The organism is Streptomyces gelaticus, from assembly GCF_014649535.1.
GTDB lineage: Bacteria > Actinomycetota > Actinomycetes > Streptomycetales > Streptomycetaceae > Streptomyces > Streptomyces gelaticus.
On sequence record NZ_BMTF01000032.1, the window covers coordinates 36,888 to 58,131 of the forward strand.

The 21,244-nt window shown below is 71.5% G+C and carries 17 protein-coding genes; 6 read left to right on the forward strand and 11 right to left on the reverse strand.

All coding sequences use genetic code 11. The features are described 5' to 3' along the window. Nucleotides 1-55 precede the first annotated feature (55 nt). The 4 genes from fxsA to IE107_RS30930 all read right to left on the reverse strand — a co-directional run bounded on the left by fxsA (nucleotide 56) and on the right by IE107_RS30930 (nucleotide 4,182). The gene (gene fxsA / locus IE107_RS30915; RefSeq protein ID WP_189547675.1) at nucleotides 56-643 is read right to left on the reverse strand and encodes an FxsA family membrane protein; all 588 of its coding nucleotides are present in this window, start codon (nucleotides 641-643) and stop codon (nucleotides 56-58) included. Nucleotides 644-728: 85 nt separating this feature from the next. Further along, a complete protein-coding gene (locus tag IE107_RS30920) occupies nucleotides 729-1,496 on the reverse strand; it encodes a polyprenol monophosphomannose synthase (protein WP_189547676.1) in 768 nt (255 codons plus the stop codon). Between the two features lie 552 nt (nucleotides 1,497-2,048). Further along, complete coding sequence (locus IE107_RS30925) at nucleotides 2,049-3,695, reverse strand: amidohydrolase (protein WP_189547677.1); 1,647 nt, start codon at nucleotides 3,693-3,695, stop codon at nucleotides 2,049-2,051. 46 nt (nucleotides 3,696-3,741) lie between these two features. Next, nucleotides 3,742-4,182 carry an Lrp/AsnC family transcriptional regulator gene (locus IE107_RS30930; protein ID WP_189547678.1) on the reverse strand — a complete coding sequence of 147 codons (441 nt, stop codon included), beginning with the start codon at nucleotides 4,180-4,182 and terminating at the stop codon, nucleotides 3,742-3,744. A 204-nt stretch (nucleotides 4,183-4,386) separates the two neighbouring features. Between IE107_RS30930 and IE107_RS30935 the strand changes: the two genes are divergently transcribed. Continuing rightward, nucleotides 4,387-4,785: a hypothetical protein gene (locus tag IE107_RS30935; protein WP_189547679.1), complete on the forward strand. Its 399-nt coding sequence runs from the start codon at nucleotides 4,387-4,389 to the stop codon at nucleotides 4,783-4,785. Between the two features lie 461 nt (nucleotides 4,786-5,246). Here IE107_RS30935 and IE107_RS30940 read toward each other — a convergent pair whose 3' ends face one another. After that, the gene (locus IE107_RS30940; RefSeq protein ID WP_189547680.1) at nucleotides 5,247-6,419 is read right to left on the reverse strand and encodes an acyl-CoA dehydrogenase family protein; all 1,173 of its coding nucleotides are present in this window, start codon (nucleotides 6,417-6,419) and stop codon (nucleotides 5,247-5,249) included. 372 nt (nucleotides 6,420-6,791) lie between these two features. Between IE107_RS30940 and IE107_RS30945 the strand changes: the two genes are divergently transcribed. From IE107_RS30945 to IE107_RS30955, 3 genes are all read left to right on the forward strand, one after another. Next, on the forward strand, nucleotides 6,792-8,066 hold the full coding sequence (locus tag IE107_RS30945; RefSeq protein ID WP_189547681.1) for a glycoside hydrolase family 18 protein: 1,275 nt from the start codon (nucleotides 6,792-6,794) through the stop codon (nucleotides 8,064-8,066). 122 nt (nucleotides 8,067-8,188) lie between these two features. After that, on the forward strand, nucleotides 8,189-9,637 hold the full coding sequence (argG, locus tag IE107_RS30950; RefSeq protein ID WP_189547682.1) for an argininosuccinate synthase: 1,449 nt from the start codon (nucleotides 8,189-8,191) through the stop codon (nucleotides 9,635-9,637). 220 nt (nucleotides 9,638-9,857) lie between these two features. Next, nucleotides 9,858-11,231, forward strand: a complete 1,374-nt coding sequence (locus tag IE107_RS30955; RefSeq protein WP_189547683.1) for an alkaline phosphatase — start codon at nucleotides 9,858-9,860, stop codon at nucleotides 11,229-11,231. Between the two features lie 74 nt (nucleotides 11,232-11,305). On the opposite strand, the gene IE107_RS30960 is transcribed toward IE107_RS30955, so the two are convergent. Beyond that, nucleotides 11,306-12,172 (reverse strand): hypothetical protein, encoded by an 867-nt coding sequence (locus IE107_RS30960; RefSeq protein ID WP_229867378.1) that lies wholly within the window; start codon nucleotides 12,170-12,172, stop codon nucleotides 11,306-11,308. Nucleotides 12,173-12,568: 396 nt separating this feature from the next. Then, nucleotides 12,569-13,930 (reverse strand): C39 family peptidase, encoded by a 1,362-nt coding sequence (locus IE107_RS30965; RefSeq protein ID WP_189547684.1) that lies wholly within the window; start codon nucleotides 13,928-13,930, stop codon nucleotides 12,569-12,571. Between the two features lie 176 nt (nucleotides 13,931-14,106). Here IE107_RS30965 and IE107_RS30970 point away from each other — a divergent pair, with 176 nt between their 5' ends. Together IE107_RS30970 and IE107_RS30975 are read left to right on the forward strand one after the other, a co-directional pair. Next, complete coding sequence (locus IE107_RS30970) at nucleotides 14,107-14,736, forward strand: uridine kinase family protein (protein ID WP_189547685.1); 630 nt, start codon at nucleotides 14,107-14,109, stop codon at nucleotides 14,734-14,736. 359 nt (nucleotides 14,737-15,095) lie between these two features. After that, entirely contained in the window at nucleotides 15,096-17,006 is a 1,911-nt protein-coding gene (locus IE107_RS30975; protein WP_189547686.1) for an AAA family ATPase, read from the forward strand. A 175-nt stretch (nucleotides 17,007-17,181) separates the two neighbouring features. On the opposite strand, the gene IE107_RS30980 is transcribed toward IE107_RS30975, so the two are convergent. From IE107_RS30980 to hisG, 4 genes are all read right to left on the reverse strand, one after another. Beyond that, nucleotides 17,182-18,288, reverse strand: coding sequence for a hemolysin family protein (locus IE107_RS30980; protein WP_189547687.1), 1,107 nt, complete (start codon nucleotides 18,286-18,288; stop codon nucleotides 17,182-17,184). Then, entirely contained in the window at nucleotides 18,285-19,655 is a 1,371-nt protein-coding gene (locus IE107_RS30985; protein WP_189547688.1) for a hemolysin family protein, read from the reverse strand. The genes IE107_RS30980 and IE107_RS30985 overlap by 4 nt, the downstream gene beginning before the upstream one ends. A 192-nt stretch (nucleotides 19,656-19,847) precedes the next feature. After that, nucleotides 19,848-20,312, reverse strand: a complete 465-nt coding sequence (locus IE107_RS30990; protein ID WP_189547689.1) for a PH domain-containing protein — start codon at nucleotides 20,310-20,312, stop codon at nucleotides 19,848-19,850. Nucleotides 20,313-20,349: 37 nt separating this feature from the next. Continuing rightward, the gene (gene hisG / locus IE107_RS30995; protein WP_189547690.1) at nucleotides 20,350-21,198 is read right to left on the reverse strand and encodes an ATP phosphoribosyltransferase; all 849 of its coding nucleotides are present in this window, start codon (nucleotides 21,196-21,198) and stop codon (nucleotides 20,350-20,352) included. Between the last annotated feature and the right edge of the window lie 46 nt (nucleotides 21,199-21,244).

The window sequence follows — 21,244 nt, forward strand, 5'->3', positions numbered from 1 at the left end:
CCCGCGGCTCTGTCGTGGCGTGTTCCGTCGCAGCGTGGTGGTGACTTCCCCCCGCTCAGGGGGTCAGCGGCGGCCGGGGGGCCTCGTCGGGGCGTGCGCCCGGCTGTGCGCCTTCCTGGCGGATGACCTCGCCCTGCACGATCTTTCCGTCCGGCCGGTGAATGCGGGCCTGCTGGAAGGCGTCGGAGAAGCTGCCGGGGCTCGCGGTACGCATCCGGCGCTCCAGCGACCGCTCCGCGTACCGGCCGAGCCACTGGCGGACCGGCGGCACCAGCAGCAGGAGCCCCGCCGCGTCCGAGACGATGCCCGGAATCATCAGCAGCAGCCCGGCGAGCATCAGGAAGCCGTTGCCCCTGCCGCCCGAGCCGGTGGCCGGCTGGGCGTCGGCCCCGGGCTGTCCCGGCATCTGCTGGAGCGTCTCGGTGAGGTTGCGGAAGGCCCTGCGGCCGGCCCGCTTCATCACGGCGGCCCCGAGCACGATGCCGCCCACCAGGAGCAGCAGCACGGTGAAACCGCCCGCCGCGTCGGCCACGACGGTGAGCAGCCAGATCTCCAGCACCGCCCAGGCGGCGACGGCGAGGGGGGCGAGGGTACGGGCGCGGGAGCGCCTGGGGGCGGTCGGGGGCGGTGTGCCGGTCGTCATGGTCCCCAGTGTGCCCGTACGGCCGTCCGAACGGCACAAGGGGGTGATCACGGGCGGCGGACCGGTGCCCGCCGCCGGCGGCGGATCAGAGCGCCTTGCGGCCCAGGACCCGGTTCGTACGGGAGGTGACGCCCCAGGACGTGACCCGCCAGAGCGCCTCGACCAGGATGTCACGGCTCATCTTCGAGTCGCCGATCTCCCGGTCGACGAAGGTGATGGGGACCTCGACGACGTGGTAGCCGGCCTCGACGGCCCGGCGGGCCAGGTCGACCTGGAAGCAGTAGCCCTGCGAGGCGACCTGGTCGAGGCCGATGCCGTCCAGGGTCTCGGCACGGAAGGCCCGGTAGCCGCCGGTGACGTCCCTGGTCCGCAGCCCGAGGAGGAGCCGGGAGTACGTGCTGCCGCCGCGGGAGATCATTTCGCGGGACTTCGGCCAGTTGACCACGCGCCCGCCCGGCACCCAGCGGGAGCCGAGCACCAGGTCGGCACCCTTGAGCGCGGTCAGCAGCCTGGGCAGTTCCTCGGGCTGGTGGGATCCGTCGGCGTCCATCTCCACGAGCACGCCGTAGCCGCGCTCGGTGCCCCAGCGGAAACCCGCGAGATAGGCCGCGCCCAGCCCTTCCTTGCCCTTGCGGTGCAGCACCTGGACCCGGCTGTCCCCGGCGGCGATCTCGTCGGCGATCTTGCCGGTGCCGTCCGGGCTGTTGTCGTCGGCGACCAGGATGTCGGCGTCCGGCACCGCGGCGCGCACCCGGCTGACGATCGGCGTGATGTTCTCGGCCTCGTTGTAGGTCGGAATGATCACCAGGATTCTGCCGAGCGGGCCGTACCGCCGCTGACCGCCGTCGTTCACTTACTGCCCCTTAAGTCCGTACGCAGGTGCACACCATATCCAGCGGGCAGGGGCCTCTCGCCCGACATGGTCGGACGGGGCCGGCCGACGCCCGGGACAGAAGGAGGGAAGTACGGACAGAAGCCCGGGTGCGCACGCGGACGGGAACTGCGGATGGGGGCCCAGCGCCCTTCGGGCCGACCTGGGACCCGCTGGCTGCGGGTCGACCTAGAGCCGTTGTCTACTGAACGTCCGGGCCCCACCCGGGTCGCACCGCCGCCCGGATGAAACCTTCCCTCGCCCCCGAGGCGCGGACGCTGAACCTGGCTGTCAGTGATGGTGTGCCGGTGCGGCACACCATCCCATGACCCAGCGGCGTTCGACGACTGCGTGGAGGTTCAACCGGTCGGACGTCCTGTGGTGGACTCGGCCGAACCTACCGGCCGGTGGGCGCGTTCTGTCAATAGCCGTCTGACCTGCAATATTTACGAAACTTGCCTGGTCAGTAGCGAAGATCCGCAGGTCGCGGCGGAGCGGGGACCACTCTCGGTGACGATGCGAAATGTTCGCACGTCACTCGTTCGGCCGTGCATAGACAGTATGTCCGAAGACCACGGTCCGCAGGCAGACCGGCAGCTCGGCGCCAGGGGTGAGATCGGGCAGGCCGGGCGTTCCCGACCGGGGGTCGGTCGACCAGCGGGCGACCCGGTCGTCCGGCGCCTGGACCACCAGGTCGGCGGTGCGCCAGACCGCGTAGTCCGCCGGGGCGCCGGGCACCAGGATGCCCGCGTCGTCGCGGCCGACGGCGCGCCAGCCGCCCCGGGTGTGGGCGGTGAAGCCCGCCCGTACGGAGACCCGGTGCTCGGGCGTGCGGTGGAAGGCAGCGGCCCGTACGGTGCCCCACGGGTCGAGCGGGGTCACCGGGCTGTCGGAGCCGAAGGCCAGGGGCACACCGGCCCGCAGGAGCGCCGCGTACGGGTTGAGGGTCCTGGCCCGCTCGACGCCGAGCCGCTGCGCGTACATGCCCTCCTCGCCGCCCCAGGCCGCGTCGAAGGCGGGCTGGACGGAGGCGGTCAGCCCGAGCTCCGCGAACGCGGCGACGGTCTCGGGGGTGAGCATCTCGGCGTGCTCGACCCGGTGCCGGGCGCCCCGGATCCGGGGCAGGCCGAGCGTCTCGGCGGCGGCCCGGACCCCCTCGACCACGGCGGAGACCGCGGCGTCCCCGATGGCGTGGAAGCCGGCCTGCAGCCCCGCCTCGGTGCACGCGGTGACATGGGCGGCGATCTGCGCCGCGTCCAGGTGGGCGGTGCCCGTGCGTCCGGCCGGGCCGTCGGCGTACGGCTCGTGCAGGCAGGCGGTGTGCGAACCGAGCGAGCCGTCCACGAAGAGGTCCCCGGCCGCTCCGACGGCGCCGAGTTCCCCGATCCGGCGGGCGTCCTTCTCGTCGGCGACCTGCTCGGCCCAGTAGCCGAAGACCCGCGGTCCGCTCTCCGCGGCAGCCAGCTTCAGCAGTGCGGCGAAGTCCTCCTCGTCGGAGATGTCGGGGCCGCCGCACTCGTGGACGGTGCCGATGCCGAGCGACGCGGCGTGCCGCAGGGCGGCGCGCTGGGCGTCGGCACGCTGCTGTGGCGACACGGCGCCGTGGGCCGCGGAGCGGACCGCGTGGTGGGCGGCGCCGGTCAGCGGGGCGTCGGGGTGGAAGCCGGTCAGTCCGGTGACGCCGGGGACCAGGTCGAGCAGGGCGGTGGTGACGACCGCGGAGTGCACATCGACCCGGGGCAGGTAGACCGGGCGTCCGCCGGCCGCCGCGTCGAGCTCGCCGCGCGACGGGTGGCGCTGCTCCGGCCAGCGCGTGGCGTCCCAGCCGTGGCCGAGGACGACCCGGTCCCCGGGGTGGGCGGCCACGTACGCGCGCAGCAGGCCGAGCGCCTCGTCGAGGGTCCTGGCGCCGGACAGGTCGAGGCCGGTGAGGGCCAGGCCGGTCGACGTGGTGTGCACATGGGCGTCGGTGAACGCCGGGGTGACCAGCGCACCGTCGAGGTCGATCACTTCGTCGACGCCGCTCGCGAAGGAGTCGGCGGCCCCTTCCGAGCCCACCCAGGCGACATGGCCGCGTTCGACCACCATGGCGGTGGCGAAGGGGTCGGCGGGGCTGTGGACATCTCCACCGCGCAGCAGCACGGTGTGGTGTTCGCTCTGGGGGGCGGTGCTCTCGGTCATGGGACCAGTCTCGCGCCTGCCGGGACCCGCGCGGCCCCCGCCCCCCTCAGACCCGCGGCGGCCGCGCCTCGTACGGCGTGGACAGCACGACCGTGGTCCGGGTGGAGACCCCGGCGAGCGAGCGGATCCGGGTGAGCAGGTGTTCCAGCTCCAGCGGCGTGGCGACGCGGGCCTTGAGGATGTAGTTCTCGTCACCCGCGACGCTGTGGCACGCTTCCAGTTCGGGGACGTCGGCGAGCCGCTCGGCGATGTCGTCCGGCGCGCTCGGGTCGAAGGGTTTCACCGAGATGAACGCGGTGAGCGGCAGGCCGACGGCCTCGGGGTCGACGACCGCGGCGTAGCCCCGGATCACCCCGCGCTGCTCCAGCCTGCGGACACGCTGATGAACGGCCGATGTGGACAGGCCCGTGGCCTTGCCCAGGTCGGTGTAGCTCATCCGCCCGTCCTTGACGAGCAAATCCACGATCTGTCGGTCCAGCTCCTCCATACGGATCAACCTATTGCCCCGGGTCCCTCCAGGCACAGCGGCAGGGGCTCCGGAAGGCGCACCTGCGGCGGTCATGTGACGAATGCCACAGGTTTACGGATGGGTAGCCGTCCACCTCGCGGTTACGGCCGATGCGCGACGGGAAGTGCTTGCTGTGGTCGAGGCCCTGTCGCCTGGTCGGCCCACCTGAGGGGGGAATTTCCCATGCAGAGCCTGAAGCTCACCGGACGTACCGAACCGGATCCCGTCGATCCCGTCGAGGACACCGCTCCCGACGCGTACGACACCTTCGAGATGTACCGGGTGATCTGCCCGGACTGCGCGCAGCCGATCGCACTGCTGGCGGGCGAGGAGGTACTGCCGGAGCACGCGCTGTGCCCGACGCCGTGGAACCCGTTCGTGCTGACCGTCTGCGCGGGTACGGGCCGTGCGGCGTCGCAGTCGCGGCCCGCCGACGATTCGCTCGATGTCCAGGAGCAGGAAACGGGCCTGCTGTTGACGCTCCCTCAGGGGCTCGACTGGAGAATGCAGCCGTTCTCGCACGCCGGCGGCCCCGGCTCCCGTCCGCTGCGCATGCCGCGGATGCAGCGCGACGCCGCCTGACAGCCGCTCCCGCGTCCGCGCGGGACCGGCCCGGACACACGTCCGGGCCCGCCCGGCACATCCGCGCCCGCACCACGACGGCCCGACCGGCGTGGTGCCCGCGACGAGGACCGCCCGGGGACGGGGCGAACGGGCTCTCGATTCGGCCTGACAGTGACCAGGGCCCGCCCCGCGCCGTTGGCCAGGCATGACCCCGCTGCACTCAACGGCTGGTACCGGCCGTCGCCGCCTCGCCGCTCCCCTCGTCGAAGAATCGGTTCCGCAGCCCGGCTCGCAGCCAGTGCCCCGACCCGTACCTCCCCCGTCCGTACCGCGGCCGGTGCCGCACTCCACCGATCCGCCCATCTACCGGGCCCTGCTGCGCCGTTGGGAGAGCGCCGACCGGACCCTGCCGGGCCGCCATGATCAGGAGTGGAACCGGATCATGGCGACGCCCGTGTGGTCGGGCCGGCCGATGTGGGTCAGCGCGTCTCGGGACCCGCGAGGTGGCGCGCGATGACCATCCGCTGGATCTGATTGGTGCCCTCGACGATCTGCAGCACCTTGGCCTCGCGCATCAGCCGCTCGACCGGGAAGTCGAGGGTGTAGCCGTATCCGCCGAGCACCTGGACGGCGTCGACGGTGACCCGCATGGCCGTGTCCGTGCAGAACAGCTTGGCCATGGCCGCCTGGCGCGAGAAGGGCTTGCCCTCGTCGCGGAGCCGGGCCGCCTCCAGGTAGAGCGCGCGGCCCGCCTCGATCTGGGTGGCCATGTCGGCGAGCATGAAGCGCAGACCCTGGAAGTCCGCGATGGGGCGGCCGAATTGCTGCCGTCCGGCGGCGTAGCCGACGGCCTCGCTCAGGGCGGCCTGGGCGACGCCGATCGCGCAGGCGGCGATGCCCAGCCGCCCCGAGTCGAGTGCGGACAGGGCGATCGCGAAGCCCTGGCCCTCGTCGCCGATCCGGCGTGCGTCGGACACCCGTACGCCGTCGAAGTTCAGCTGGGCGGTGGGCGAGCCCTTCATGCCCATCTTCTTCTCGGGGGCTGCCGCGCTGAGCCCCGCGGCGTCACCGGGTACCAGGAACGCGGTGATGCCGCGGGCGCCCTCGGCCCCGGTGCGGGCCAGGACCGTGTAGAAGTCGGCGATGCCGCCGTGGGTGATCCACGCCTTGGTGCCGGTGATGACCCAGTCGTCGCCGTCCCGTACGGCCTTCGTACGGAGCGAGGCGGCATCGGAGCCCGCGGCGGGCTCCGAGAGGCAGTAGGCGCCCAGCAGGCCGCCTCCCAGCATCGCCGGGAGGTGTTCCGCCCGCTGCTCCTTGGTGCCGTATCCGGCGACCGCGTGGCAGGCGAGGGAATGGACGCTGACACCGAGGCCGACGGTGAGCCGGGCGGCCGCGAGCTCTTCGAGCACCTGGAGGTAGACCTCGTACGGCTGGTCGCCACCGCCGTACGCGGAGTCGTAGGGCAGTCCGAGCAGTCCGGAGTCGGAGAGCAGCGTGAAGACTTCGCGCGGGAACCGGCCCGCTTCCTCCTCCTCGGCCGCCCCGGGCGCGATCTCTCGCTGGGCGATGTCGCGGACGAGCGCGACGAGTTGCCTGGACTCCTCGGTGGGCAGACGGCGTTCCACCCATTGCGAAGCACGGTCGGTCATGACGGCGCTCTCCTCCCTGTCGGGCGTTGCGGCGGTCGCGCGCGAGGGGTGTGGGCGGCGCCGCCGGGAACTTCCGGGCGGCGCCCGGAAAAGCACTGCTGCCAGCCGGCGCCGGCCCCCTCGGATTACGAGAGCTGCTGGCCAGCGGCTGTGGCGGCTTGAGTATGCCCGATCGGACGATATCCGTCACGGGGTGACCGGGCGACTCGGCACCGAACGGAACGATCACCGGAGCTGGTCCGAACCATTGACCTGACTGGTCTAGTCCATCTACGGTTCCCAGCGGAACGGCCTTTTCGCGTTCATGTCAAATGTACGCGAACGGTCGACCCACTCGCCCCCACCGAGTTCCCTCCCCCACGAGGAGACAAGATGTTCGGACCGCATCGTCCCCGCGCCCGCTTCCGGGCGCTCGCCGCAGCCGCCTGCACCGCCGCCCTCGGCGCCACCCTGCTGGGTGTCGCGGGCACCGCGTCGGCCGGCACACCCCCCACCACCGCGCGGACAGCGACCCCCGCCCCTGCCGACGCCACCCCCACGGCAGCCGGTGACAAGGTGGTCGGATACTTCACCAACTGGGGTGTATACGGCCGCAATTACCACGTCAGGAACATCGAGACGTCCGGCTCGGCCGACAAGCTCACGCACATCAACTACGCCTTCGGCAACGTCACCGGCGGCAAGTGCGCGATCGGTGACTCGTACGCGGACTACGAGAAGGCGTACACCGCCGACCAGTCCGTCGACGGCGTCGCCGACACCTGGGACCAGGACCTTCGCGGCAACTTCAACCAGCTGCGCAAGCTGAAGAAGCTGCACCCGGATCTGAAGGTCATCTGGTCGTTCGGCGGCTGGACGTGGTCCGGCGGCTTCGGCGAGGCCGCGAAGAACCCGGCCGCGTTCGCCGAGTCCTGCCACAACCTGGTCGAGGACCCGCGCTGGGCCGATGTCTTCGACGGCATCGACATCGACTGGGAGTACCCCAACGCCTGCGGCCTGACCTGCGACACCAGCGGCCCCGCCGCCCTCAAAGGCCTCACCACCGCACTGCGCTCGAAGTTCGGCGCCAACAACCTCGTGACGGCCGCCATCACCGCCGACGGCTCCGACGGCGGCAAGATCGACGCCGCCGACTACGCCGGCGCCGCCCAGCCCCTGGACTGGTACAACGTGATGACCTACGACTTCTTCGGCGCCTGGGCCGCCAAGGGCCCGACCGCCCCACACTCCCCCCTCACCTCCTACGACGGCATCCCACAGGCCGGCTTCAACTCCGCCGACGCCATCGCCAAACTGAAGGCCCAGGGCGTCCCCGCCGCCAAGATGCTGCTCGGCATCGGCTTCTACGGCCGCGGCTGGACCGGCGTCACCCAGGACGCACCCGGCGGCACCGCCACCGGCGCCGCCCCCGGCACCTACGAGGCCGGCATCGAGGACTACAAGATCCTCAAGAACAGCTGCCCGGCCACCGGCACCGTCGCAGGCACGGCCTACGCCCGCTGCGGCACCAACTGGTGGAGCTACGACACCCCGGCCACCATCGCCACCAAGATGAACTGGAAGAACCAGCAGGGTCTCGGCGGCACCTTCTTCTGGGAGCTCAGCGGTGACACCGCCGACGGAGAGCTGATCAAGGCGATCGACTGAGGACCGCCCGCCCCCCGTAACACCGCTTCGAGGCCGCACGGCCGGGCGATCCGCCCGGCCGTGCGGTGTTTCACCGGGAGTGCCATGTTGCATGATCATGCGAAGTGATGCATAGTCTTGCCATGTCCAAAGTCCTCACCTCCCTCCCCGCCGGCGAGCGCGTCGGCATCGCCTTCTCCGGCGGGCTCGACACCTCCGTAGCCGTCGCCTGGATGCGTGACAAGGGCGCCGTCCCCTGCACGTACACCGCCGACATCGGCCAGTACGACGAGCCCGACATCGCGTCCGTGCCCGGCCGTGCCTCCGCGTACGGCGCCGAGATCACCCGGCTCGTCGACTGCCGTGCGGCGCTGGTCGAGGAGGGGCTGGCCGCGCTCGCCTGCGGCGCGTTCCACATCAGGTCGGGCGGGCGCCCGTACTTCAACACCACGCCGCTGGGACGTGCCGTGACCGGCACACTGCTGGTGCGGGCGATGCTCGAGGACGGGGTGCAGATCTGGGGCGACGGCTCCACGTTCAAGGGCAACGACATCGAGCGGTTCTACCGGTACGGGCTGCTCGCCAACCCCCACCTGCGGATCTACAAGCCCTGGCTGGACGCGGACTTCGTCACGGAGCTCGGCGGCCGCAAGGAGATGTCCGAGTGGCTGCTCGCGCACGGGCTGCCGTACCGGGACTCGACGGAGAAGGCGTACTCCACGGACGCCAACATCTGGGGCGCCACCCACGAGGCCAAGACCCTGGAGCACCTGGACACCGGCGTCGAGACGGTCGAACCGATCATGGGTGTGCGGTTCTGGGACCCGTCGGTGGAGATCGCCACGGAGGACGTGACGATCGGCTTCGACCAGGGCCGCCCCGTCACCGTCAACGGCAAGGAGTTTGCCTCCCCCGTCGACCTCGTGATGGAGGCCAACGCGATCGGCGGCCGCCATGGCCTGGGTATGTCCGACCAGATCGAGAACCGGATCATCGAGGCCAAGAGCCGCGGCATCTACGAGGCGCCCGGCATGGCGCTGCTGCACATCGCCTACGAGCGCCTGGTCAACGCGATCCACAACGAAGACACCCTGGCCGCCTACCACAACGAGGGCCGGCGGCTCGGCCGGCTGATGTACGAGGGCCGCTGGCTGGACCCGCAGGCGCTGATGATCCGTGAGTCGCTCCAGCGCTGGGTCGGCGCGGCCGTCACCGGAGAGGTGACGCTGCGGCTGCGGCGCGGCGAGGACTACTCGATCCTCGACACCACGGGCCCGGCGTTCAGCTACCACCCGGACAAGCTCTCCATGGAGCGCACCGAGGACTCGGCGTTCGGCCCGGTGGACCGGATCGGCCAGCTCACCATGCGGAACCTGGACATCGCCGACTCGCGGGCGCGGCTTGAGCAGTACGCGGGCCTGGGCCTGGTCGGCACCGGCCACCCGACGCCGATCGGCGCCGCGCAGGCCGCCTCGACCGGCCTGATCGGCGCGATGGACCGGGGCGGCGCGCAGGCGATCGCCTCGCGCGGCGAGGCCACGGACGAGGAGACGATGCTGGACCGCGCCGCGATGGAGTCCGGCACGGACTGAGACCGGCCACCGGTCGTACGCACCGGGCAGCGGGCCCCGGCGGATTCGGTTCCGCCGGGGCCCGCTGCCGTGCGGCGGTGCCCGCGGCGGCGGACGTCAGCGGGCTCCTCATGCCATGTTCCGGCTGGGCGGAAGCGGCCTCGGCGTCACCGGCGGTTCATCCGCCGCTGGTGAGGTGATCCTCGTCGGTGCTCCGGCCGACCGGATCAAGGAGATCTCCATGCCCAGACAGCGCCTGTCCCGCAGTCACCTGACGGCCACCGGTGCGGTCCTCGTCGCCGCCGCCACCGCCGCGGTCGCCCTCACGGCGACGGCCGGTGCGTCCGGCACGAAGGAACACGCCAAGGACGCCGTCAAGGGCGGCAGGGCGAAGAACGTCATCCTGCTCATCGGTGACGGCATGGGCGACTCGGAGATCACCCTCGCCCGCGACTACACCGTGGGCGCGGCCGGCCGCCTGAACATGGACAGGTTCCCGCTGACCGGCGCGTACACGACCTACGCGGTGCACGCCGACGGCACGCCGGACTACGTCACCGACTCCGCGGCCAGCGGCACCGGCTGGGCGACCGGCGTGAAGACCGTCAACGGGCGGATCTCCAAGACGCCGGGCACCGACAAGGCCGTGCCGACCATTCTGGAGCTGGCGCAGAAGGGCGGCTACGCGACCGGTTCGGTGACCACCGCCGAGCTGACCGACGCCACGCCGGCCGTCCTCGCCTCGCACGCCACCGACCGCTCCTGCCAGGGCCCCGCCGACATGGCCAAGTGCCCCACCGACACCATCGCCAAGGGCGGCCCCGGCTCCATCGCCGAGCAGAGCGTCAATCACAAGGTCGATGTGCTCCTCGGCGGCGGCAAGCAGCGCTTCGATCAGAAGGTGACCGAGGGCAAGTACCAGGGCCTGACCGTCACCGAGCAGGCGCGGAAGCTGGGCTACCAGGTCGTCACCGACGGCGCCTCCCTGAAGACGGTCAAGGCCGGCAAGCCGGTGCTCGGCCTCTTCGCGCCCGGCAACGTCCCCACCGAGTGGACCGGCAAGGCCGCCGCGGTCGGCGGGACCGATCCGCAGCGCTGCGTCACCTCCAATCCGAACCGGCCCGCCGACACCCCGGACCTCGCCGACCAGACCGCCAGGGCCATCCAGCTCCTGGAGGCGAAGCAGAAGCGGAACCACAGCGAGAAGGGCTTCTTCCTCCAGGTCGAGGGTGCCTCGATCGACAAGCAGGACCACGCGGCCGACCCGTGCGGCCAGATCGGCGAGACCGCGGCGTTCGACCGCGCGGTGAAGACGGCCCGCGCGTACGCCGCCAAGCACCCCGACACCCTCGTCGTCACCACCGCCGACCACGGCCACAGCAGCCAGATCGTGCCTCTGGAGGCCCAGCCGCCCGGCCTGAGCTCCACGCTCGTCACCGACGAGGGCCAGCAGATCAAGGTCAACTACTCGACCAACACGCCCGGCCAGTCGCAGGAGCACACCGGCACCGAGGTCCGGATCGCGGCGCAGGGCCCGCAGGCCTACCGCGTCCTGGGTGTCACCGACCAGACCGACCTGTTCACCACCATCCGCGAGGCGCTCCGGGTGCACTGACCGCCCCGGTGACCGGCCCCTGGTCCCGTCCGGCACGAGCGGCCTGCCGGACGGGACCAGGGGCCTGCTCATGCTCAGTGCCGGCCGTCCGCAGCATCCGGGCGGGACGCGTAGTACAGGGTGTGGAAGCGGCCGGCCTGTTCGTGTCCGGCGGGGTCGTGGCCCGCCGCTCGCGCCGCCGCAATGGCGTACCGCTGTTCGCGGGGGTCGGCGAAGAGCCGCTGCGTGTAGGTGCGGGAGGAATCGAGGACGGTGCGCAGCCCGTGTGCGGCCAGCGCCCGCTCGATGGGGCCGTAGGAGACGGTCCGCAGTACGAACGCACTGACCCACAGGGGGCGTCGGGCCTGTTCCAGCAGGGCGGTGAAGGTCCGTGCCGTGATGTAGCTGCCGCCACCGGTCAGGGTGATGAGGCCCGCCTCCGCGAGCGCGCGGCTCAGCCCGGGGCCGGGCGGGCGCTGCTCCAGGTTGTCGGTGAAGGCCGAGTCCAGCAGGCCCACCGCGTGCGCGTACGCCACGGCGGGTGCCGCGATGTCCAGGCCGATCACGGGGACGGCGTCGGGTCGGCGGCGTCCGGCGTAGAACTCCTTGTCCCAGGCAGTGAGTTCGGCCGTCGTCATGGCTTGTGCGGCAGGTGAGGTGTACCGCTCGTACATCTCCGCCAGGGTCACATCGTGATTGAGCAGCGCGGCGTTGATGCCGTACGAGCAGCACAGGTCCAGCACCGCCGGGGTGCCGGGGCGGCCGTCGTCGAAGGCGGCCCGTTCGGCCATGGCCTGCCGGAAGACGGGCTGGGCATGGGCCGGGATCTCGTATTCCAGCGGAGCCAGCCGGGTGAAGTACGCACGCGGATCCGGCCGGTCGTAGATGTCGTCGAACCGCGCCTTGCCGCCGCCCGCCGAGCCTGCGGAGCCCGTGGAACCCTTGGAGTCTGATGCCGTCATGCCGTACTCCTCCTCACGGATCGCTTCTGCACCTCTTGTTCCCATCGTCCGGGGCCTGGTGTGCGTCGGCATGTACGCACGCGGGGCGCACCGGCGCAGCCACCTCCGTGGTGGCCGGTATGCGCCCCCGCTCGGGTTGTGGCGGGCGACGCGGTGATCCCCGATGGATCTTCAGTACTCGGCGATTCGAAACTCGGGCTGCCCGTACGGGGTCCGCACGGCTCGCGACGCAAATGGACCACCGCGACCTTGACGAGCGGCGTGTCCTTTCCCCAGTGTCGCGCAGGCTCGGGCATCGCTCGATCAAGGTCACGGTGGTCGAGTACGGCCACCTCACCCAGGACGGCCGGCAACGCCGCCGTCAGGCGGTCGGGGCGGCCATGGCGCCGCACATGCTCACAGCAGGCCGAACGACTTCAGCACCCGGCGCTGAACCGGTGTCGGCCGGGCGGGCCAGTAGAGGTAGCAGACCCCGCCCGTACCGCTTCTGACCTTGCCGTTCGCGTCGTAGCGCTTGGTGCGGAGCCAGATGTTCTCCCACTCCCGGCGCTTGTAGACCCGGCGCACGGCCTCGTTGCTCGGCGAGGCCGGGTCGTTCGCGATCACGTCGCCGTCGGCGGTGAAGCCGATCACGGTCATCAGGTGGCCGGAGGTCCCGTATCCCGCGCCGGTCAGCTCCTCCTTGAGGAAGGACTGCGACGTTATGACCGGGATGCCCGCGCGGATCAGCGTCTCCAGATCCGTGAGCGAGTTCAGCCGGGTCACCACCGCGCTCATCTCGTCGTACGTCGCGGCGTACGCTGCGTTGAACGGCCAGTTGCCACAGCCCTCGTACTGGTAGTCGTAGGTGAACCGGGCGGCATGGCAGACCTGTGGGTCGGCCAGACCGGGCTTGACCCAGGCGAGGTCCTCGGCGGTGGGCCGGCGCCCCCAGTACTCGATGATCATCTGTGAGGAGGTGGGGCTGCACCATGCCTCGCCGCCGTTGTCGTACTCGGGGTACTCGCCCGCGTGGATGTTCTGCGAGTAGCGCGGCACCAGCAGCTCGCGGGCGAGGCCGGGGGTGCTGGCCGGCACGGTGAAGCGGTCCGGGATGTCGGAGGCCATCGCGCCGAGCCGCCGGACGGTGGGAGTCAGCCGGGTGCCCGGGGTGCGGTGGAGGGTGAGCCGCAGCCGGTAGGAGGCCAGTCGCAGTCCGCTCGCCGGATCGTCCACCGAGAAGGTGTCGGTCCAGACGGAGCTCCTGCCGTCGGTCTGGCCGTCGACGGAGGTACGGCGGATGTCGCCGTCACCGGCGGCCCAGCGGCCCATCACGTACCAGGGCGTCGAGGTGCCGTCCGAGTAGCCGCCCTGGAGCTCGATCTGGATCCAGGTGCCCGCCGGGGTGTCCGCGTTCCAGGAGGCGATCACCTCGGTCGCCGGGACGGTGGATCGGTGGACCGGCGAGGTCCAGGTCGCGTACTCCCAGGTGGCGGTGGTGCCGGTGTGCGGATCGGTGTAGTCGGTGCGCCCCTCGGCGTGACCGATCACCAGGCCTGGGCGGCGGCCCGCGACGACCCGCGTCCCGGCGCCGGAGCCGGCGCGCCAGTCGGTGTAGGTGTGCCAGGAGCTGTTGTCCACGGCGGGGCCCGCCGTGGAGGACGGGTGGGAGGGCGCGGCGGCGGTCGCGGGGCCGGCGGACGACGACACCGCACCGGCGGTGGCCGCTGCCGCGAGTGCGGCAGTCAGCACGGTTCTGCGTGAGGTCGGTCGGTTCATGGGCGAGACCCCCGGTCGTAAGCGGAATGAGGCTTGCAGGTGCACGACAGTGCGCCAACTATTGCGGGTCGTGGCCGGATCCGGCCAGCGATTCGACTCGCGCCGGTAAACCAATATTGGTCTGGTCCACTGGCGTGACCTGCGGCTGCTCCGGCACGGCTCGTAGGCTGATGGGCATGAACGAGCTCTCACCCCTCGCCGCGCGGCTGCATACCCTGCCGCCTTCCTGCGGGCCGGTGCGGCTGATCGCCGTCGACGGCCACGCGGGGTCGGGGAAGAGCACCTTCACCGGCCGCCTGGCCACGGCGCTCGGCGACGCCCCGGTCCTGCATCTGGACGACATGGCCACCCATGAGTCCTTCTTCACCTGGGTGGACCGGCTGCGCGAGCAGGTGCTCGGGCCGCTGGAGCGCGGCGAGTGCGCGCGGTACGCGCCGTACGACTGGACCGCCCGGAGCTTCGGCGCGCCGCGCGCCCTGGAGCCCGCGCCGGTGGTTCTGATCGAGGGGGTCGGGGCCGGCCGTCGGGCGCTGCGGCCCGCGCTGGCCCGGCTGTTGTGGATGGACCTCACCGCCGCGGAGTCCTGGGAGCGCGGCCGGCGCAGGGACGGGCCGGCACTCTCGGGCTTCTGGGACGGGTGGACGGCGGCCGAGGCGGAGCACTTCTCGGCCGATCCTTCGCGTCCCCACGCGGACACCCTGGTAACGCAGTTGCCGGTGGGCTACGCGTTGCTGAAGGGCCCGACAACGACAGCAGGAACGAACCATTCCGTCACCGAACGTGAGCACTTCGCGCCGTCGTCCTGAATGGTGAGAAATCCCCCCGGAAGTACCTCAACTCCGCTTGACCCAGGAGCGGTACAGGTCTTACGTTCTCAATGTGCGGCTTTTCGGAGCCCCCACGGACACGAAGCCCCCGGTTGTTCCCCCGTGATCGGGGGCTTCGTTCTGTCCCCGCACCCCCTCCCGCTTGCCGGTACGACGGATTCCGCTCACCCTGGGTCACGGTCTCCCTTCTGCTGCGGTGCTCTCAGTTGCACACTCCTGCGCAGGTACGATGCTTCTCGGTGCGGTCAATTCCCGTCCGTGACAAAGTGATTCGGCGCTCTTCGATGGGCAGAATCGTGCGGCGGGACATCCCGGGGGCACGGTTTGTGGGGGACCAGATGGACATCGGCACGCAGGGCGCGCAGGCCCCGGCCGACCTCGCCTGGCTGCGTGGCGTGGACGCCTACACCATGGGCGCCTACCCACAGGCCGAAGAGGAGTTCAGGGCGGCGGTTCGCCTCGATCCCGGCATGGCCGACGGCTGGCTCGGCCTCCATGCGCTGAGGGTCGACACGACGACGGCGCTGCTGCGCATGTACCACCACCGCGAGCGCTTCGGCGAGCAGCGCACCCGTCATCGCCGCACGCTCAACTCCTGGTACTGGCTGGGATGGTGGGTGCAGCCGGTGCTGGAGAGCGCCCGCGATCTGCTGCTCGCGCACGCCTCGCACTGGCTGGACGGCCGCCATGTCCCCGAGCTGGACCGGGCGCTCGCGGGGCTGCCACCCGTCGACGCGGACCCGCAGGTGCGTTTCCTGCATGCCTGCCGCTCGTATCTGGTCAAGGACTGGGAGCAGCTCGTACGCAACACCGAGCAGCTGGTGGACGATCCACTGCTCGGCATCGAGGCCGGGCTGTTCGGCGGCATGGCCCGGGTGCGTCTGGAGATGTACGGGCAGGCCGAGCCGCTGCTCGCCACCGCCCTGATGCGCTGCCGCAGCGAGCAGCCCCAGCGCAAGGAGCTGCGCTACTGGCTGGCCCGCGCGCACGAGGGCACCGGCCGCAGCGCCGCCGCCCTGCCGCTCTACCGGGCGGTGCACCGCATCGACCCGGCGTTCATGGACACCTCGGCGCGGCTCGCCGCGATCGCGGACTACGACGGTCTGGACTCCGACGAGGCCGCAGGACTGGCCGCCGTGTCGCTGGCCGGGCCGGGCACGGACGGCACCGTCTCGGAGGCGCAGCCGGACACGGATCCGGTGCTCGGCACCGAACCGGTGGACGGCCGGGAGCCACGGGCCGGCGGTGAGGGGCCCGGTCTTCCGGGCCTCGGAATGCCCCCGCCCTCCGGCGGGACGCGGCGCAGGGCGGCGGTGCCCGGACAGCCGCCGTTGCCGTTCCCGGCGGGGCCCAGCGATCCGGTGCTGCTCGCCGAGGCGCTGGCCGAGCTGGAGCGGATGGTGGGGCTGGAGCCGGTAAAACGCCAGGTCAAGGCCTTGTCCGCGCAGCTGAACATGGCGCGGCTGAGGGCCGGTCAGGGACTGCCCGTGCAGCCGCCCAAGCGCCATTTCGTCTTCTCGGGCCCGTCGGGCACCGGCAAGACCACCGTGGCCCGCATCCTGGGCCGGGTCTTCTACGCGCTGGGGCTGCTCGGCGGTGATCACCTCATCGAGGCCCAACGGGCGGATCTGGTGGGCGAGTTCCTCGGCCAGACCGCGGTCAAGGCCAATGAGCTGATCGACTCGGCGCTCGGCGGGGTGCTCTTCGTCGACGAGGCGTACAGCCTCGCCAACAGCGGCTACAGCAAGGGCGACGCGTACGGCGACGAGGCCCTGCAGGTCCTCCTGAAGCGCGCGGAGGACAACCGGGACCATCTCGTCGTCATTCTCGCGGGCTACCCGGAGGGCATGGACCGGCTGCTGGCCACCAATCCGGGGCTCTCCTCCCGCTTCACCACCCGGGTGGACTTCCCGAGCTACCGGCCGCTGGAGCTCACCTCGATCGGCGAGGTGCTGGCGGCGGAGAACGGCGACGTGTGGGACGAGGAGTCCCTGGACGAACTGCGCTCCATCAGCGGCCATGTGGTCGAGCAGGGCTGGATCGACGAGCTGGGCAACGGACGGTTCCTGCGCACCCTGTACGAGAAGAGCTGCGCCTACCGCGATCTGCGGCTCTCCGGCTGTGCGGCAGTGCCGGACCGGGACGATCTGGCCACCCTGCGGCTGCCGGACCTGATGCAGGCGTACGGCGAGGTGCTGTCCGGCCGCGGGCCGACGGACCGGGGCCCGCAGGAGCCACCGGCCTTCTAGGCCTGTCGTTGGACTGCCGCCTGCCGCCCGACGACAGGGCCCGGGCCTGCCCGGCCCGGATCCGCCCGACAGGCCCGGGCCGGGTCCACGAAGTACCCGGCTGCCGGAGGGACCGGGCGGCGGGCCCCTCCGGCAATCGGTACACCGCCCCCGGCCCCGATCCGCCGGACAGGCCCTAGCGGACCGACGCGGTGAGTTCGCCGTAGCCGGTCGTCGTGCGCGCGGGCTCCGCCGCACGGCGCGGTACCGCCACCCGGTGGGCCGGGTCGCGCACCTCGCCCACGAGCATCTCCAGGACGTCCTCCATGGCGACCAGGCCGAGGATCCGGCCGGAGGCGTCGGCGACCTGGGCCAGGTGCGTGGCTGCCCTGCGCATCACGGTCAGGGCGTCGTCCAGGGGCAGCTCGGCCCGTACGGTCGCCATCGGGCGCCATACGTGCTGGGGGACGGCCCGTTCGCCGTCCTCCAGGTCCAGGACGTCCTTGACATGCAGATAGCCCATGAACGGGCCGCCGCCCTCCGCGCACACCGGGAAGCGCGAGTAGCCGGTGCGTACGGTCAGCTCCTCGATCCGGTGCGGGGTGACGGACGGGTCCACGGTCACCAGCGAGGCCCGGCGCAGCAGTACGTCGGTGACCGGCCTGCTGCCCAGCTCCAGCGCGTCCTCCAGCCGCTCCTGCGCCTCCGGCTCCAGCAGGCCGGCCTGGCCGGAGTCCTCGACCAGCCGGTTGAGCTGCTCGCTGGTGAAGACGGCCTCCACCTCGTCCTTCGGTTCGACACCGAAGATCCGCAGCACCAGCCGGGCACAGGCCCCCAGTGCGGCGGTGACCGGGCGGCAGAGGCGGGCGAAGCCGACGAGGCCGGGGCTGAACCAGAGCGCGGTCTTCTCCGGCGCCGCCATCGCGAGGTTCTTCGGGACCATCTCGCCGATGACGAGGTGGAGGAAGACCACCAGGACGAGGGCCAGGACGTAGCCGAGCGGGTGGATGAGGCCCTCGGGCAGATGGACCGCCTGGAAGACCGGCTCGAGCAGATGGGCGACGGTCGGTTCGGCGACGGCGCCGAGGGTCAGTGAGCAGACGGTGATGCCGAACTGGGCGGCGGCCATCATCTGCGGCAGGTTCTCCAGGCCGTACAGCACCTGGCGGGCCCGGCCCGAGCCGGCTGCCGCGAGCGGCTCGACCTGGCTGCGCCGTACGGAGACGAGGGCGAACTCGGCACCGACGAAGAAGCCGTTCGCCAGCACCAGGAGCGCGGCGAAGAGCAGTTGGACCAGGCTCATCGCACGGCCTCCAGGACTTCCCGGGCCACCGGGTCCCCGGTGAGGGGGATGGTCGGCTCGGCCGTGCGGACGAAGCGGACCTTCTCGGCGCGGTAGTGGCCGACCTGGCGGACGGAGATCCGCCAGCCGGGCAGCTCGGCCCGGTCGCCGGGGGCGGGGATGCGTCCCAGCAGATCGGCGACGAGTCCGGCCACGGTCTCGTACGGTCCGTCGGGGACGTCGAGTCCTATCCGGCGCAGTGTGAGGACCCGGCAGCTGCCCTCGGCGTCCCAGGCCGGGCGCCCGTCCTCCGGGGCGGCGGGGGCCAGTTCGGGCCGGTCGGCGCCTTCGGCGTCGTGCTCGTCCCTGACCTCGCCGACGAGTTCCTCGATGATGTCCTCGAGGGTGACGACCCCGGCGGTGCCGCCGTACTCGTCGACCACGACGGCGATCGGCTGCTCGTTGCGCAGCCGCTGGAGCAGCTGTTCGACGGGCAGGGTCTCCGGGACCAGCAGCGGCGGCACGGCGATCCGTCCGGCCGGGGTGCGCAGCCGGTCCTGGGCGGGCACGGCGAGCGCGTCCTTGAGGTGGATCATGCCGACGACCTCGTCGATCCGCTCCCGGTAGACGGGGAAGCGGGAGAGGCCGGTGGCACGGGTGAGGTTGAGGACGTCCTGCGCGGTCGCCGAGGACTGCAGGGCGCTGACCTTCACCCGCGGGGTCATGACGTGCTGGGTGGTGAGCCCGGCGAGCGACAGGGTCCGTACGAAGAGATCCGCGGTGTCCTGTTCGAGGGTGCCGGCCTCGGCCGAATGACGGGCCAGGGAGACCAGCTCCCCGGGGGTGCGGGCGGAGGCCAGTTCGTCGGTGGGTTCGACGCCCAGCAGTCGCACCAGCCGGTTGGCGACGGTGTTCAGCAGAGTGATCACCGGCCGCAGGGCGGCGGAGAAGCGGTGCTGAGGGCCGGCGACGAACCGGGCGACCTGGAGCGGCCGGGAGACCGCCCAGTTCTTGGGCACGAGTTCACCGATCACCATCTGGACGGCGGAGGCCGCCATCATCCCGATCACCACGCTGATGCCGGGTACGGCGCCGTCGGGCAGCCCGGTCGCGGTGAGAGGGCCCTTCAGCAGCTGGGCGAGTGCCGGTTCGGCGAGCATGCCGACGACCAGTGAGGTGATGGTGATGCCGAGCTGGGTGCCGGAGAGCTGGAAGGAGAGTTCGCGCAGGGCTTCGACGACGGTGCGGGCCCGCCGGTCGCCCTCGGCCGCGGCGCGCTCGGCGTCCGGCCGCTCCACCGTGACGAGCCCGAATTCGGCTGCCACGAAGAATCCGTTGGCGAGGATGAGAAGGAATGCCGCGCTCAGAAGCAGCAAGGGGGTGGTCATGCCGCCGCCTCCGGGGAAGGGGCGGCGCAGGTACTACCGGACGGTCCGTCCATTGCTGGAAGGAGTCACTCCTCGGGTCGCAGGAAAGCCCCGCCGGTCCCGATTCTCCTGGACCTCTGCTGCGGGGCGGGGTGCACAGGGACACCGCCGCCCTCCAGAGTAATCAAGAAGAGGCCGCGCGGGGCAGGGGGCTCAGCCGATGTCCGTTCCGGTGCCGTGGTTCTCGGCGAGGGCACGGAGCGCACGGGCGTCGCGGATGGCCTGCTGTTTGGCGATCCCGGGCTGGATGCCGAGGGCCGGCATGCTGGTTCCGTCGCTCAGGTCGAGAAAGACCCAGGGGTCACCCACGCGCAGGTTGACCCGGACGATCTCCGCCCAGGACAGCCGGCGCGTCCGGGTGAGATTGACCACGGTCACCCCGTCCTCGTTCGCGACGATCTTCGGGCGGCTGAGCAGCGCGAGCACGCCGAAGAACAGCAGTGCCGTGAAGACGAAGCTGGCCCGCTCCCCCGGGCTCAGCTGCTCCAGGGTCATGGCGACGACGGTGATGACGAGGAACATCGCCGCCCCCACGGTCAGCAGGACCACCCTGGTTCGGGTCGGCCGGAACGTGACCGGGAGGGTGGGGAGTTCGGACCGGGGTGCGGGGGCGGACATGATGTTCTTCTGTCTTCCGGGGCGGGGCGCCCGGCCGTCAGAGGCGGCAGGCGTGGATGGCGGTGGTGAGGATGGCGCGGGCGCCGAGGTCGTACAGATCGTCCATGATCCGCTGGGCCTCGCGGGCGGCGACCATGGAACGGACGGCGACCCAGCCCTCGTGGTGCAGCGGCGAGATGGTCGGCGACTCCAGGCCCGGGGTGAGGGCGACCGCACGCTCCAGGTGCTCGACGCGGCAGTCGTAGTCCATCATCACGTAGGAGCGGGCGACCAGGACGCCCTGGAGGCGGCGGAGGAACTGCTGCACCTTGGGGTCGTCGTCCGGGGCGCCGGTGCGGCGGATGACGACGGCCTCCGACTTCATGATCGGCTCGCCGATCACTTCGAGTCCGGCGTTGCGCAGGCTGGTGCCGGTCTCCACGACATCGGCGATGACCTGGGCGACACCGAGCTCGATGGCGGTCTCGACCGCCCCGTCGAGGTGGACGACGGAGGCGTTGACACCGGCGTCGGCGAGGTGCTTGGCGACGATTCCCTCGTAGGAGGTGGCGATCGTCTTGCCGTCGAAGTCCTGCGGGCCCTCGGCCGTGCCGGGCTTGGTGGCGTAGCGGAAGGTGGAGCGGGCGAAGCCGAGCTGGAGGATCTCCTCGGAGTCGGCGCCGGAGTCCAGCAGCAGGTCACGGCCGGTGATGCCGATGTCGAGCCGGCCGGAACTGACGTAGATCGCGATGTCGCGCGGCCGCAGGTAGAAGAATTCGACCTCGTTCTCCGGGTCGACGAGGACGAGTTCCTTGGACTCCTTGCGCTGCTGGTAGCCGGCCTCATGGAGCATCGCCATCGCAGGCCCGGAGAGTGAACCCTTGTTGGGGACGGCGATGCGCAGCATGAGGTCAGGTTTCCTTTGCGAGGAGGGATTCTTCTGCGGACGTGCG